Source organism: Streptomyces sp. NBC_00158 (assembly GCF_045160885.1).
Taxonomy (GTDB): domain Bacteria; phylum Actinomycetota; class Actinomycetes; order Streptomycetales; family Streptomycetaceae; genus Streptomyces.
On the sequence record NZ_CP108161.1, the window covers coordinates 6391832 to 6406108 of the forward strand.

Below are 14277 nucleotides of genomic sequence, written 5' to 3' on the forward strand. Positions count from 1 at the left end.
ACGCCGACCGGAGCACGGTCCCACCGTGGGGGTACGGACCGGGCGCCGGGGGCGCGTGCCGTCTCCGTTCGCACAGCACGGGCCGTCCGGCCTCCGGTGTGGGGATACCGGTGCCCGGACGGCCCGCGTGCTGCCGGGGGACCGCTCAGACGCCCACGTACGCCGCGAGGTGCTCGGCGGTGAGGGTGGAGCCGGCGGCGACGAGGTCGGCGGGCGTGCCCTCGAACACGATCCGGCCGCCGTCGTGCCCGGCGCCCGGCCCCAGGTCGATGATCCAGTCCGCGTGCGCCATGACCGCCGGGTGGTGCTCGACGACGATCACCGACTTGCCGGAGTCGACCAGCCGGTCCAGCAGCCCGAGCAGCTGTTCCACGTCGGCCAGGTGCAGGCCCGTCGTCGGCTCGTCCAGGACGTAGACCCCGCCCTTGTCCGCCATGTGCGTGGCCAGCTTCAGCCGCTGCCGCTCGCCGCCCGACAGCGTGGTGAGCGGCTGGCCGAGGGTGAGGTAGCCCAGCCCGACGTCCGCGAGCCGGCCCAGGACGCGGTGCGCGGCCGGGACCCGGGACTCGCCGGAGCCGAAGAACTCCTCCGCCTCGCGCACCGGCATCGCCAGCACCTCGCTGATGTCACGGCCCCCGAGCCGGTAGTCCAGCACCGACGCCTGGTAGCGCTTGCCCTCGCAGTCCTCGCAGGTGGCGGAGACGCCCGCCATCATCCCCAGGTCCGTGAAGACCACCCCGGCGCCGTTGCAGGCCGGGCAGGCGCCCTCGGAATTGGCGCTGAACAGGGCCGGCTTGACGCCGTTGGCCTTGGCGAACGCCGAACGGATCGGGTCGAGCAGCCCCGTGTACGTCGCCGGGTTGCTGCGGCGCGAGCCGCGGATGGGGCCCTGGTCGACCGAGACCACGCCCTCCGCCGCCGGGACCGAGCCGTGCACCAGGGAGCTCTTGCCGGAGCCGGCGACCCCGGTGACCACCACCAGGACCCCGAGCGGGACGTCCACGTCGACCGCGCGCAGGTTGTGCGCGTCCGCCCCGCGGATCTCCAGGACGCCCGAGGGCGTCCGTACGCCCTTCTTCAGGCCGGTGCGGTCCCCCAGGTGGCGGCCGGTGACCGTGCCGGAGGCCCGCAGCCCCTCCACGGTGCCCTCGAAGCAGACCGTGCCGCCCGCGGTGCCGGCCCCGGGGCCGAGGTCGACGACGTGGTCGGCGATCGCGATGGTCTGCGGCTTGTGCTCCACGACCAGCACCGTGTTGCCCTTGTCGCGCAGCCGCAGCAGCAGGTCGTTCATCCGCTGGATGTCGTGCGGGTGCAGGCCCGTGGTGGGCTCGTCGAAGACGTACGTGACGTCGGTGAGCGCCGAGCCGAGGTGGCGGACCATCTTGACGCGCTGCGCCTCGCCGCCCGAGAGCGTGCCCGCCGGGCGGTCGAGCGCGAGGTAGCCGAGGCCGATCTCCACGAAGGAGTCCAGGGTGTGCCGGAGCTTGTCCAGCAGCGGCGCCACCGAGGGCTCGTCCAGACCGCGGACCCAGGCGGCCAGGTCGCTGATCTGCATGGCGCAGGCGTCCGCGATGCTCACCCCGCCGATCTTCGAGGACCGGGCCTCGGCGGTGAGCCGCGTCCCCTCGCACTCGGGACAGGTGGCGGAGGTCGTCGCCCGCTCCACGAACGCCCGGATGTGCGGCTGGAGCGCGTCGAGGTCCTTGGACAGCATCGACTTCTGGATCTTCGGGATCAGGCCCTCGTAGGTGAGGTTGACGCCGTCGACCTTGATCTTGGTCGGCTCCTTGTGGAGGAGGTCGGCCAGCTCCCGCTCGGTGAACTCGCGGATCGGCTTGTCCGGGTCGAAGAAGCCGCAGCCGCCGAAGATCCGCCCGTACCAGCCGTCCATGCTGTAGCCGGGGATGGTGAGCGCGCCCTCGTTGAGGGACTTGGAGTCGTCGTACAGCTGGGTCAGGTCGATGTCGGAGACGCTGCCGCGGCCCTCGCAGCGCGGACACATGCCGCCGGTGCGGTTGAAGGTGGCCTTCACCGTCTTCTTGGCGCCCTTCTCGACGGTGATCGCCCCGCTCGCCCGGACCGAGGGCACGTTGAAGGAGTACGCGCCCGGCGGCCCGACGTGCGGGTCGCCGAGGCGGCTGAAGAGGATCCGCAGCATCGCGTTGGCGTCGGTGGCGGTGCCGACGGTGGAGCGGGGGTCGGCGCCCATCCGCTGCTGGTCGACGATGATCGCCGTGGTCAGCCCTTCGAGCACGTCGGCCTCGGGCCGGGCCAGCGTGGGCATGAAGCCCTGGACGAAGGCGCTGTAGGTCTCGTTGATCATCCGCTGGGACTCCGCGGCGATCGTGTCGAACACCAGCGAGCTCTTCCCCGAACCGGAGACCCCCGTGAACACCGTCAGCCGGCGCTTGGGGATCTCGATCGCGACGTCCTTGAGGTTGTTCACGCGCGCGCCGTGCACGCGGATCAGACCGTGGCTGTCGGCGATGTGGGGTGCGGGCGATCCCGAGTCGGTCCTCTTGGCCATGCTCTTCGTGTCTCCATCGCTCGGTCCGGCCCGTGCGGCGTGGACGCCGCACCGTACGGCAGCCACGCTATGCGGGGTCCGGGGTGCGGCGCTTCTCGAATCCTGACCGGTCCGCCCCGCCCCGCCCGGACCCGGTGCCCGTTCCACTGCGCAAAGCCCTCCTGACCGGCGCAAACCGCCGGGCGTCTTCAAGCCAAACGCGCCTCGGCGCCCCGAGGGCGGCTTGCCGGGGACCAGCACCCCCCGCGCTAGTGTGCGTACGTGAACTCTCATGTCGTCATAGGTTTCGGGCCCGCCGGGGCCGCCACCGCTCGGCTGCTCGCCGGACGGGGCCACTCAGTCAAGGTCGTCACCGCCTCGGGACGGGCCCCGGAGCCCGGCATCGAGCACGTCGCACTGGACGCCCGGGACGCCGCGCGCCTCACCGAGCTGGCGCGCGGCGCCGTCGCCCTCCACAACTGCGCCTCGCCGCCCTACCACCGCTGGGCCGCCGAATGGCCCGCGCTCGCCGCGTCGTTGTGCACGGCGGCCGAGGCCACCGGCGCCGTCCTGGTCATGCTGGGCAACCTCTACGGGTACGGCCCGGTGGCCGGCCCCATGACGGAGGACCTGCCGCTCGCGGCGACCGGCCCCAAGGGACGGGTCCGCGCGGCCGCCTGGGAGCGGGCGCGCGCCCTCCACGAACAGGGCCGCATCAAGGCCGTCGAGGTACGGGCCTCGGACTTCTTCGGACCCGGCGTCACCGACGGCGGGCACCTGGCCGCCCGCGTGGTGCCCCCGCTGCTGCGCGGCAAGCCGGTCTCCACCCTCGGCGACCCGGACGCCCCCCACAGCTGGACCTACCTCCCCGACGTGGCCCGGGCCCTGGCCGAGGCCGCGGGCGACGAGCGCGCCTGGGGCCGGGCCTGGCACGTTCCGACCGGACCCGCCCTGTCCGTCCGCGAGATGACCGGCCTGCTGGCCGCCGAGGCGGGCACCCGGCCGGTCGCCGTGCGCGGGCTGCCCCCGGCCGTCCTGGCCGTCGGCGGGCTCTTCTCCCCGCTGCTGCGCGAACTCAAGGAGATCCGCTACCAGTTCGACCGCCCGTTCGTCGTCGACTCGACCGCCTGGGAAACCGCGTTCGGCGTACGGGCCACCCCCGTCGACGAGCAGGTGAAGGCGACCGTGGCGTGGTGGCGCGAACGCCTGGAAGCCGGCCGATGACCCCGCCGGACCGGCCCACCCCGGTGACCCGCGACGACATCGCCGTCGTCGGCATGGCGTGCAGGTTCCCCGGCGCCCGCGACCTCAACCAGTACTGGCGGCTCCTGACCGACCCGGAGCCGCAGTTCTCCGGGATACCCGACTCCCGGTGGCGCGCCGCCGCCTTCCTGAGCGACGACTTCCGCGACACCTCGGCCGCCTACACCGACACCATGGCGCTGCTGCCCGACGTGGACCGGTTCGACGCCGCCCACTACGGCATCCCGCCGCGCCGGGCCCGGGCCATGGACCCCCAGCACCGGCTGCTCATCGACCTCGCCCGCGAGGCGGTCCAGGACGCGGGCTGGGAGGTGGACGGCTTCGACCGCGAGGAGACCTCGGTCATCACCGCGCTCACCGAGAGCGGCTACCGCCAGCTCAGCACCATGCGGCTGCGCATGCGCCAGCTGGCCGGAGGCGAGTTCGGGGCGCGGGCGGCCGGCCCGCACTGGCAGGAGACCGTCCGCGCCGTCGACGGCCTGCACGGCACCTCCGCCGCGGGGCTCCTGCTCAACATGGGCCCGAACACCATCAGCTCGGTCCTCGACCTGCACGGCGAGAGCTACGCCCTGGACTCCGCCTGCTCCGGCGGCCTGATGGCCGTGGCCAACGCCGTGCACGCCCTGCGCGCGGGCCGCACCCGCATCGCCCTCGCGGGCGGCGCGCAACTGGTCCTCACCCCCGACCTGCTGGTGGGCCTGTGCCGGATCGGCGCGATCTCGCGCAGCGGCCGCTGCCTGCCCTTCGGGGCGGGGGCCGACGGGTTCGTCCTCGGTGAGGGCGCCGCGGTCCTGGTCCTGCGGCCCCTGTCCGACGCCCTCGCCGCCGGGGACCGCGTCTACGCGGTGATCCGGGGTGTCGGCACGGCCAACGACGGGACCGTGCAGGGCGGGATGCACCCCCGGGCGGCCGGACAGCTCCGCGCCCTGCGCCGGGCCTACCGGGACGCGGACCTGGCGCCCGACGCGGTGGACTACCTGGAGGCGCACGGCACCGGCACCACGGTCGGCGACCCCGTCGAGCTGGAGGTGCTGCGCGAACTGCGCGGCGAGGGCGCCCGCCCGGCGCACCTCGGCGCGGTGAAGGCGGTGGTCGGCCATTCGCTGAACTCCGCCGGCATGGCGGGGCTCGTCAAGTCGGTGCTGGCCGTGCACCGGGGGGTCGTTCCGCCGCAGCCGGGGTTCGAACCGGCCGACGGAGCCCTGCTGGACTCCGCGGGGCTGACCGTCCCGACGGCACCGGTCCGCTGGCCGGAGACCGGCCGGCCGCGACGGGCCGGCGTGAGCGCCTTCGGCTTCGGCGGCACCGGCGTCCACATGGTGGTGGAGCAGGCCCCCGACGCGGCCGTGCCCGCCGGACCCGGGCAGGGGCCGCACGTGCTCGTCCTCACCGCCCGCGACCGGGCGGGGCTGGCCCGGCACGCCCGGGAACTGGCCCGGGTCATCGCCGAGGACCGGCCGGAGCCGGCCGCGGTGGCGGACACCCTGGCCCGCCGGGCCCCGCTCGGGGAACGGCTCGCCCTGGTGGTGCAGGACGCCGCCGACGCCGTGGCGCGGCTGACGGAGGCCGCCGCCGGGGTGGAGGCCGGGCGTACGGGTGACCCCGGGGCGGAGCCCGCCGTGTTGCCCGGCCCGCGCCTGCCGCCGTGCACCCTGCCGCCGAGCCCGCTCGCCCCGCGCCGCCACTGGGCCGTGGACGAGGCGGCCCGCGAGACGGCCCCCGGCCCGGCCGGCCCGGACGCGCCGGGGGAGGCGTACCCGGCGGAGCGGCCCGTGGCGGGACCGGCGGTGCCTTCCGGCGCGGAGTCCGTCGCCGCCGTCGTGCTGGAGGAGGTCTCGCGGGCCGGCGTCTTCCCGCTCTCGGACCTGGGCACGGACATGTCGCTCGTGACCGACCTCGGCTTCGACTCCCTCATGCTCCAGGAGCTGGAGGTCAACATCGGCAAGCGGGTGCCGGGCTTCCGCGCCGAGGAGCTGTTCACGCCCGGCCTCACCGTCGGCCGGCTGATCGCGGTGGCCGCGGGGGAGGTCCCGGCGGCCTTCACGGCCCCTGCGGAAACGATTCTTTTCGACGTGCCGCCGCAGTGGAGCACCGACTCCGCCCGGGTCGACGAGTTCCCCGAGGTGGCCCGGTTCGAAGAGCGGCTCGACGCGGTCGCCGGGAGCCCCTCGGGGTACCCGTACTTCCGGGTCCACGAGGGCACCATCACCGACACCACGGTGATCGGCGGCCGCCCGTACCTGTCCTTCGGCAGCTACAACTACCTCGGCCTGTCGGGCCACCCGGCGGTCAACGCGGCCGTGCACGAGGCCGTGGAACGGTACGGGACCTCGGTCTCGGCGAGCCGGGTGCTCTCCGGCGAACGCGACCTGACCGTACGGCTGGAGCGGGCGCTCGCCGACTTCCTCGGCGTCGGGGACTGCCTCACCCTGGTCAGCGGCCACGCCACCAACGTCACCGCGATAGGCCACCTCGTGGGCCCCGGCGACCTGGTGGTCCACGACGCGCTCGCCCACGACAGCATCCTCCAGGGCTGTGCCCTCTCGGGTGCCGCCCGCCGCCCCTTCGCCCACAACGACACGGGCGAGCTGGAGCGGATGCTGAGGCTCAACCGGTCCCGGTTCCGGCGGGTCCTGATCGCCGTCGAGGGCGCGTACAGCATGGACGGGGACCTCGTGGACCTGCCCGCCGTGATCGAGCTGAAGAAGCGCTTCGGCGCCCTGCTGATGGTGGACGAGGCGCACAGCATCGGCACGGTGGGCGGGAGCGGCCGGGGTGTCGGCGAGTTCCACGGGGTGGACCGGTCCGACGTGGACCTGTGGATGGGCACCCTCTCCAAGGCCTTCGCCAGCTGCGGCGGCTATCTCGGCGGCTCCGCCCGGATGGTGCGCTGGCTGCGCCACACGCTCCCCGGCTTCGTCTACAGCGTCGGCCTGACCCCGGCCAACGCGGCGGCGGCGCTGGCCGCCACCGAGCTGATGACGGCCCAGCCGGAGCGGGTCCGGGCGCTGCACCGCAACTCCGGGCTCTTCCTGGACCTCGCCTCCTCGGCCGGGCTCTCGACGGGCTCCAGCGGCGGGACGCCGATCGTGCCGTGCATCCTCGGGGACTCGGCGAAGACCCTGCGGGTCGCGCACCGGCTCTTCGAGCGGGGCGTCGTCGCCGATCCCATCTTCCACCCGGCGGTGGAGGAGGGGCTGTCGCGGCTGCGGTTCTTCATCACCAGCGAGCACCGCGAGGAGGACATCAGGCGCGCGGTCGCCCTGCTGGCCGGGGAGGTGGCGTCCGCCGGGGCGTGAGCCGGTGGGTAAGCCCATCTCAGATCAGGGTGCGTTCTATGCGGCTGAGGGTGGCGCTCTTCGCCGGGCGGTCGCCCGTGCCCTCCTCGGCGTCGGCGGCGGGCTGTTCGGCGCCCCCCATGCGCTGGGAGAGGAGGTAGGCGATGATCTCCGCCTCCTGTTCCTGGACGTCGTCGTAGGTCGCGCGCAGGAGCATGTCGCGCACGATGTCGGGGTCGAGGTCGGGGAACAGGAGACGGGCGGCCGCCTCGTCCAGTCCGCCGGCCCCGCGGTGGCAGCAGATGATGTGGCCCAGCTCGTGCAAGATGATGTGCTCCTGATGCGCGCTGGTGGTGTTGGCGTCGTAGAAGATCAGGTCCTCGTCGCGGGCGGCGACCCACATGCCGCACGGGTGCGACGAGGGCATCTGCATCGGGACCAGGATGATCGGACGGCCGCGGACCTCACCGAGGTGGCGGCAGAGCTCGGCGACGTCGGGGGCTTCGGGGAGGCCGAGTTCGGCGATGCGCCGGGCTCCGGCCTTCCGCAGCTTCTTCAGCCGGCTGCGGCGGTCGTGGTCGGCGGCCCGCTCCTTCCAGGCGCCCCTCATCCGGGGTCGTTGGAGTCGGTGACGGGGGGAAGGCCCTGCAACTGCCGGTACTGGTCCATGATGGCCGTGATCGCGGCGAGGTTCTCCTTCTTCATGCCCGCCGCCCGCATCGCCACGGCGCGGACGCCGGACTGGCGCAGCGCCTCGATGGCGGCCACCTGGCTGAGCACGGACTCGGCGACCTTGTCGTCGAAGAAGTAGGCGACCGAGACGCCGAAGAAGCGGGCGAGGGCCGCCAGGAGGTCGGGCGAGGGGTTGGAGCGCTTGCCCGTCCGCAGCTGGGACAGGTAGACGCCGCCGACCTTGAGTTCGGGGTTGGCCCGTTTGAGCTCCTCCGCGACCTCTGCGTTCGTCCAGTGCTTGCCCTTGGGGCGGACGGTCTTGAAGAGGTCGTCGAGGCGCGTCGCGAGCAGGGGACGGTCCTCGGCCTCGGTCTCGGTGTCGGTCATGGTGATCCTTCCTCCCGTCACCTCCTCGGTATAGCCCTTGGCTATACGTCAGTTTCACAGATTAGCGGTCAGTTGACAATTGGGCTGGACTCCTGCCAACGTTGGGTCTCGCCGATAGCTGGCAGTTAACTCGACTCACGGGGGTTTGTCGGTTGGCTCGCCGGTGAAAAACGGACTGGCCCGGCCCTCGGGGGATGGGCCGGGCCAGTCCGGGCGGTGTCCGCCCGTCCCGCCCCGTGCGGAGACGGGGGGTAACGGGGGAGCCACCCGCCCGGTTTGACGGGGGATGCAAACCGGGCGGGAGCTTCAACTCGCGGTGCCGAGCTTACTGTAGGCAGCCGCAACTTTGGTGAGCCATGCGACCTCCGCCGTGAAGTTGTCGGTGTCGCGGTCGTCGAAATCGCCGGCGTCCTTGCTGTCCTGAGGGACTGTGCCGTTCCGCTTCGCCAGCAGGGCCTGCTTGATCTGCGCGGCTTCCGTGAACGCCTGCCGGGACTCCTCGCTGGCGTCCTTGCCCGCCCCCGCGGAACCGGGGGCGGTGCGGTCGATGTAGGGGCGCAGATCGCGCCACCCGTCGCGTATCTCCACGACCCGGCGGTGCAGCCGGTAGTCCATCTCCGAGACCGCGGCGCTCGGCGGCTCCAGCGCGATGTCCGGGGAGGACTCGTACAGGTCCCGCCACAGCGGGTACAGCGCCCGGTAGGACCGGTAGCTGCGCGCCCAGTCCAGCAGCCTGGTGGCCGAGGGACCCCAGGAGGAGTTGGTCAGGCTCAGCGACAGGATCACGATGCCCGTGGCGCTGAAGACGTTCGACGCGAGCTTCCAGACGCCGATGTCGACCCCGGCCGCGGCCGTCAGGATGTTGACGGTCCGCGCCGAGCAGTACAGGAAGAGGACCACCGCGGCGACGCGCAGCATCCGCAGCGCCTGCCGCAGCGAGGCGTTGTCGGTCATCTCGGCGTAGGGACCGCACTGGCGGAAGATCGTGACGCACGGAACCGCCTGCGACACGATGAAGGCCAGCAGGTACGTGAGCACCAGCGGCTGGCCGCTGCCCGTGTCGAAATCGGTGGACGGCCGGTTCGTCCCGTCCGCCAGCAGGAACAGCGCGACCAGCCCCACGTTCAGCGCGAACCCGGTGACGGTCCACCAGCGCGCCCTGCGCAGCGCCTCCTCGTCGGCGTCCGCCCACTTCAGCAGGATGATCTGCGAGCTCACGCAGAAGGCCACCGCCGCCAGGTGCATGAGGAGGATGGCGAGGTTGCCGACGCCGAGGACGCTGCCGCCGCCCATGGCGACCGCGCCCATCGTGAAGGTCAGGCACTGGAGCAGGAGGGTGGTGATCAGCGCGCGGTAGGCGCTGTCCCGCCAGCTGCGCCGCGCCTGGCACAGCCGGTAGACGAGCGCCGCGTACGACGACAGCGCCGCTATGACGAAGCAGAGGGTTCTGGTGGTGTTCACGTCCTGGATTTTCTGCGGGTACCGCGTAGGGGGTGGGGGTCAGGCCGTCTGTTCGGGCAGGGGGACGTCGAGTCCGACGCCCTCGGCCGCCACGGCGATCGCGTAGTCGAAGAAGGCCGCCTCGTCGCTGACGCTGTCGTGGGTGCGGCTGAACACCTGGAAGACCAGGAGGCCGATCAGGTTGCTCCACAGGACGATGCCGCGCTCGATGATGTCCGAGAACGGAGCCCCGGGCACCCCGCCGAAGGCCGCCACGGCCTCGGGCAGCAGGAGCCCGCGGGCCGGCGGCGTCCGCCGGGGCGGGGTGAGCTCACCCGCCTCCAGGGCCGAGCGGATGATCCCGGCGAGGACCGCGGGCGTACGAGAGGCGGGCGGGACGGTGTCCTGCGGCGCGTGGTACCCCGGTACGGGCGAGCCGTAGATCAGGGTGAACTCGGCCGGGTTCTCGAACGACCACCGCCGCAGCGCCCGGGTGGCCGCGAGCAGCCGTGCGCCGGCCGGGGATCCCTCGGCCGCCGCGGCGGCGTCGGCCCGCTCCATCGCGGCGCCCGACGCGTCGTACGCGTCGACGACCAGGGCGGTCAGCAGGTCGTCCCGGTGGGGGAAGACGGCTTCCACTTCGGTGACGGCGAGGCCGCCCTCGTGCGCCACGGCCTCCGGGGACAGCCCTGCGGCCCCCAGCTTCGCCAGCTGCGCACGAGCGGCGTCCAAGACCCGGGCCGCCGGGCCCGTGCGTTCGGGATTCGAACTCGTTGCGGAAACGTCCATGCCGGAACCGTACCGGCCGCGGGTCGGCGGCCGTGAGCGCGACCGCCCGGACGCCCCGGCCGGACGCCGTGTTCCGGCCACCGCCCGCGCCGTCCGTCCCGTGTGCCCCGCGTGCTCAACGCGCCTTCGCCGGGGCCGGGCAGCGGGGGAGCGCCGGCCGGTCCTTCGTCCGCACGGCGGGCAGCCAGGCCCGCTCCCCGGAGTCCGCGCCGGACGGGCGGACCCGGAACCAGAGCGTGGAACGCATGTCCGACTCGTCGATGACGGCCTCGCCGCGCGGCAGTTCGCAGTCCGCCTCCAGTGCGTCGCCGTGCCACACCCGGGCCGGCGCCACGTTCCCCGCCGCGTACGGCAGCAGCGGGTCCAGCGCCAGGCCCAGGCTGCACTGCGGGTCCCGGTCCGACCGGTCCTGGCAGGCCCGTTCGGCGTTGAACACCCGGACCCGAGCCGGACCCGGACCGGATCCGCCCGCCGGTCCCGCGTACCACCAGGCACCCGCCGCCCCGCACGCCGCGACAGCCAGCGCGGCCGCGGCACGGGCCCACCGCCGCCGGCGCCCCGGGCGCCCCCCGGAGCCGCCCGCCGGCCGCGGCTCCGCCTCCCGGGCCGCGATCCGCGCGAGCAGGCTCTCGGCGGTGTACCCGGCACGGGCCTCGTGGGCCGGGGCCAGACAGTCGGCGGCCAGCGCGCGCCAGAACGGCGGGACCCCGTCGTCCATACGCAGCGGGGCCCGCCCGGCCGCGTACTCCTGCACCGCGTTGCCGCGCGCCATCGGCGTGGCGCCGGGGAACAGCGGCGTGCCGGAGGTGAACACCTCGTGGATGACCAGGCCCAGGGCCCAGATGTCGGCGCTCGGGCGGACCCGTACGCCCAGCTCGCCCAGCGGCGCCCGCCAGCGCTCTGGCGGCAGGTAGTCCGGGGTGCCCATCGGCGGCGCGTAGCCGTGCGTCCCGGTCAGCTCGGTGGCGAGCCCGAAGTCCGAGAGCTTCACCGAACCGTCCGCGCCGATCAGGACGTTCTCCGGCTTGAGGTCGGAGTGCACCCAGCCGCTGCGGTGCAGATGGGCCAGCCCCTCGCAGATCCCGGTGATCAGCCGGCCGCCCTCCGTCTCGTCCACCCCGGCACCGATCAGGTCCCGCAGACTGCCGGACGCCCGCTCCATCACCAGCACGATCGCCCCGTCCAGGGAGGGGTGCTCCGGTGCGCGCAGCACCGCGGTGTCCAGCAGCCGCACGAGCCGCGGATGCCCGGCCCGGCGGCCGAGTTCGACCTCGCGCCGGGCGGACTCGGCCACGCTGCGGGCCTGGCGCGGGGCGAGCCCCGCCGTGGGCAGCACCTTGAGGGCGACCTCGCCCGGCTCCGCGCCCGCCCGGACCGGCCGCCCCGCGTACACCGTCGCCCAGCCGCCCGCACCGATCGGCTCCGCCACCACCCAGTCGCCCACCAGGTGTCCCGGAGGCAGCAGTTCCGTACGGTCGCTGCCCCAGGAGGCCTCCGGACTCCGCACCCGTGCCACCTCTACCGCCCCCGCGCGCCCGATCCGGTCCGCGGCGGCAGCAGCGCCAGGTGCTCCTCCCGGACCACGCCGAACTTCAGCGCGAGCCCGACGACCGCGTCCCGCTTCCCGTTGCGGCGGTCGCCCCGGCCCGCGCCGGGCGCGCCGGGCGCCTCGATCCGCAGCTTCTCCCCGGCCAGGTAGTCGATGTGCGAACTGACCGCCCGCGCCGTCAGCCGGCCGCAGCCGGGATGCGTCCGCAGTCGCTCCACCACCTGCGGGGTGGTCGGCACCGAGAGCGGCGACTCGTCCCGCAGCCAGGGTTCGCAGAGCGCCACGAGCACCAGGAAGTAGGTCGCCGTCTCGTCCAGCGAGTACGCCGTGACCGTACGGCCGGCGCCCGGACCGCCCGCGCCCGGCGGGTCCAGGTAGACGTGGTCGGGAGCGTAGACCTGGAAGGAGAGGGTGGTCCCGCGCCGGGTGGGCAGCACCACCCGGGAGAACTCGAACGGAATCGGCGCCCCGGCCCGGCGGGGCGGGACCCGCAGGTACTCCCCGGCCCCCTCCGGGTTCTCGACGAGGTAGCTCTGCGCCGCGCTGTGGTTGGTCAGCTGCCAGTGGTCCTCGCAGACCCGGATCTCCCCGGCGAGCCGGGACACGGACTCGTCGGCGAGCGGGAGCTCGACCGGCGTCCGGGAGGAGCCGCGCCCGAACCGCGCGGCCTCTCCCGGACCGAGCCGTAACGTCACTCCGCCGCCGCCCGCTTCACCGTCCGCCGGGCCACCGCTGCCCGGCGGCAGATGGACGACTATGCCGCTCACGGCTCCCCCTGTACGACGCGTTGACGCGTCGGCCGACGTCATCGACAGGGAACGTTACCGGCTGCGCGCGCGGCTGCACCGTGCGACATCGGCCAATTGCACGTGGGGGTCTCAGTCGACGGCGGGCCCGGAAGCGCCGTTCACCCAGGCCCATTCGGACCAGCTGGAGAAGCCGGTCTGCCACTTGTGGTGGACCCCGGCGGCGCTGGTCCCGAAGACCTCGATGCGTCCGTCGGCGTTCGCGGCGGCCGTGATCTCGGTGCCGCCGCCCCCGAAGGCCTCCCACGGGCCGAAGGGGGCGTTGACCCCGGTCTGCCACAGGTGCTGGGCGGTGCTGCCGTTGATCGCGAACACCTCGACCCGGCCGTCCGGCGAGCGTTCACTGGTGAGCTGGGAGTCGGCGGGACCGCCGGTGGGCTCCCAGCCGGACCAGCTCGCGGGGCCCGTCTGGTACTTGTGGAAGACGCCGACGGGTCCGGAGGCGAAGACCTCCAGCCTGCCGTCGCGGTCGTGGTCGACGGTGAGGTCGCGCCCGCCGCCGCCGAACTCCTCCCATGTGGACCAGCCGCCGTTGGCGGTCCTCTGGTAGAGGTGCTGGAACGTGTCCCCGCCCAGGGCGAAGACTTCGAGGCGCCCGTCCGGCGACTTCTCCATCTCGATGCGGCTGTCGGCCGGTCCGCCGTCGGCGGGTTGCCATTCGGACCAGCCGCCGTTGGGGGTGCTCTGGTAGCGGTGGAAGACGCCGACCGGGCCCGAGGCGAAGACTTCGAGGCGTCCGTCGGCGTTGGCGCCGACGGCGATGTCCTTGCCTCCGCCGCCGAAGCCCTCCCAGCCGGACCAGGCGCCGGAGGGGGAGAGCTGGTAGCGGTGGGAGAAGGTGGCGCCGTTGATGGCGAACAGTTCGAGCCGGCCGTCCGCGTTGGGGCCGATGGCCAGCTCGGCGCCGCCGGGTCCGCCGAGGGGTTCCCATTCCGACCAGGCGCCGTTCACCGTGTTCTGCCAGGCGTGGTGGATGCCGTCGGCTCCGGCGGCGAACATTTCGAGGCGTCCGTCCGCCGACCGCGCCGACACCACCCGCCCCGACTCCGCCGGATACGTCAACGGGGCGGGCCGGGGGCCGGTGCCGGGGGTGCAGGGGAGCTCCACGCCGCGCTCGGAGAGGTACACCTCGGGGTCGATCCCGTACGAGGTGGAGGGGTCCCCCCAGATCCGCAGGTGGAGGTGGGGGCCGCTTGAGTTGCCCTCCTGACCCATCAGGGCGATCTGCTGCCCGGCGACGACGTGCTCGCCGACGGCCACGTCCCGCTGGTACATGTGTCCGTACTCGGAGATCCGCCCGTCGGGGTGCTGGACGCGGATCCACTGGCCGTAGCCGTCGGCGAATCCGGAGTGGGTCACCTCGCCGTCGCCGATCGCGTGGATGGGCGTGCCGATGGGGGCGGCGATGTCCACGCCGTTGTGGCCGCTGTGGTGGTGCTGCGAGACGTAGCCGGCGGCCGGGCAGGCGGCGGTGGGAGCGGCAGTGGGCCGGGCGGCGGCCGCCGGGGCAGCCGCCAGCGCGGGCAGCAGGGCGGCGGCCGCCGTCAGCAGGACGCGCAGCGCGCGCCGGGAACCGGGGAGCATCCG

The 14277-nt window shown here is 73.9% G+C and carries 10 protein-coding genes; 2 read left to right on the forward strand and 8 right to left on the reverse strand.

The features are described 5' to 3' along the window. Window positions 1-145: 145 nt before the first annotated feature. On the reverse strand, window positions 146-2527 hold the full coding sequence (locus OG553_RS29425; protein ID WP_405981858.1) for an ATP-binding cassette domain-containing protein: 2382 nt from the start codon (window positions 2525-2527) through the stop codon (window positions 146-148). Between the two features lie 261 nt (window positions 2528-2788). On the opposite strand from OG553_RS29425, the gene OG553_RS29430 reads away from it, so the two are divergent. Both OG553_RS29430 and OG553_RS29435 read left to right on the forward strand, forming a co-directional pair. Continuing rightward, entirely contained in the window at window positions 2789-3730 is a 942-nt protein-coding gene (locus tag OG553_RS29430; RefSeq protein ID WP_405981859.1) for an NAD-dependent epimerase/dehydratase family protein, read from the forward strand. After that, window positions 3727-7068: an aminotransferase class I/II-fold pyridoxal phosphate-dependent enzyme gene (locus tag OG553_RS29435; protein WP_405981860.1), complete on the forward strand. Its 3342-nt coding sequence runs from the start codon at window positions 3727-3729 to the stop codon at window positions 7066-7068. Before OG553_RS29430 ends, OG553_RS29435 begins: the two co-directional genes overlap by 4 nt. A gap of 19 nt (window positions 7069-7087) precedes the next feature. Here the strand turns inward: OG553_RS29435 and OG553_RS29440 are convergent, their stop codons facing one another. The 7 genes from OG553_RS29440 to OG553_RS29470 all read right to left on the reverse strand — a co-directional run bounded on the left by OG553_RS29440 (window position 7088) and on the right by OG553_RS29470 (window position 14274). Next, the gene (locus OG553_RS29440) at window positions 7088-7657 is read right to left on the reverse strand and encodes a toxin (RefSeq protein WP_405981861.1); all 570 of its coding nucleotides are present in this window, start codon (window positions 7655-7657) and stop codon (window positions 7088-7090) included. Beyond that, on the reverse strand, window positions 7654-8106 hold the full coding sequence (locus OG553_RS29445) for a helix-turn-helix domain-containing protein (protein ID WP_405981862.1): 453 nt from the start codon (window positions 8104-8106) through the stop codon (window positions 7654-7656). The genes OG553_RS29440 and OG553_RS29445 overlap by 4 nt, the downstream gene beginning before the upstream one ends. Window positions 8107-8412: 306 nt before the next feature. Further along, window positions 8413-9567: an MAB_1171c family putative transporter gene (locus OG553_RS29450; RefSeq protein WP_405981863.1), complete on the reverse strand. Its 1155-nt coding sequence runs from the start codon at window positions 9565-9567 to the stop codon at window positions 8413-8415. 39 nt (window positions 9568-9606) lie between these two features. After that, the gene (locus OG553_RS29455) at window positions 9607-10335 is read right to left on the reverse strand and encodes a TetR-like C-terminal domain-containing protein (protein WP_405981864.1); all 729 of its coding nucleotides are present in this window, start codon (window positions 10333-10335) and stop codon (window positions 9607-9609) included. 115 nt (window positions 10336-10450) lie between these two features. Next, window positions 10451-11842: a serine/threonine-protein kinase gene (locus tag OG553_RS29460; protein ID WP_405981865.1), complete on the reverse strand. Its 1392-nt coding sequence runs from the start codon at window positions 11840-11842 to the stop codon at window positions 10451-10453. Between the two features lie 11 nt (window positions 11843-11853). Continuing rightward, window positions 11854-12651, reverse strand: a complete 798-nt coding sequence (locus OG553_RS29465; protein ID WP_405981866.1) for a serine/threonine protein kinase — start codon at window positions 12649-12651, stop codon at window positions 11854-11856. A gap of 111 nt (window positions 12652-12762) precedes the next feature. Continuing rightward, window positions 12763-14274 (reverse strand): peptidoglycan DD-metalloendopeptidase family protein, encoded by a 1512-nt coding sequence (locus OG553_RS29470; protein WP_405981867.1) that lies wholly within the window; start codon window positions 14272-14274, stop codon window positions 12763-12765. Window positions 14275-14277: the final 3 nt, after the last annotated feature.

Bases quoted from the DNA above. Each gene is read 5' to 3' on its own strand.
- OG553_RS29425 (WP_405981858.1), bottom strand. From the start codon at position 2,527: ATGGCCAAGAGGACCGACTCGGGATCGCCCGCACCCCACATCGCCGAC.
- OG553_RS29440 (WP_405981861.1), bottom strand. From the start codon at position 7,657: ATGAGGGGCGCCTGGAAGGAGCGGGCCGCCGACCACGACCGCCGCAGC.
- OG553_RS29435 (WP_405981860.1), top strand. From the start codon at position 3,727: ATGACCCCGCCGGACCGGCCCACCCCGGTGACCCGCGACGACATCGCC.
- OG553_RS29445 (WP_405981862.1), bottom strand. From the start codon at position 8,106: ATGACCGACACCGAGACCGAGGCCGAGGACCGTCCCCTGCTCGCGACG.
- OG553_RS29470 (WP_405981867.1), bottom strand. From the start codon at position 14,274: ATGCTCCCCGGTTCCCGGCGCGCGCTGCGCGTCCTGCTGACGGCGGCC.
- OG553_RS29455 (WP_405981864.1), bottom strand. From the start codon at position 10,335: ATGGACGTTTCCGCAACGAGTTCGAATCCCGAACGCACGGGCCCGGCG.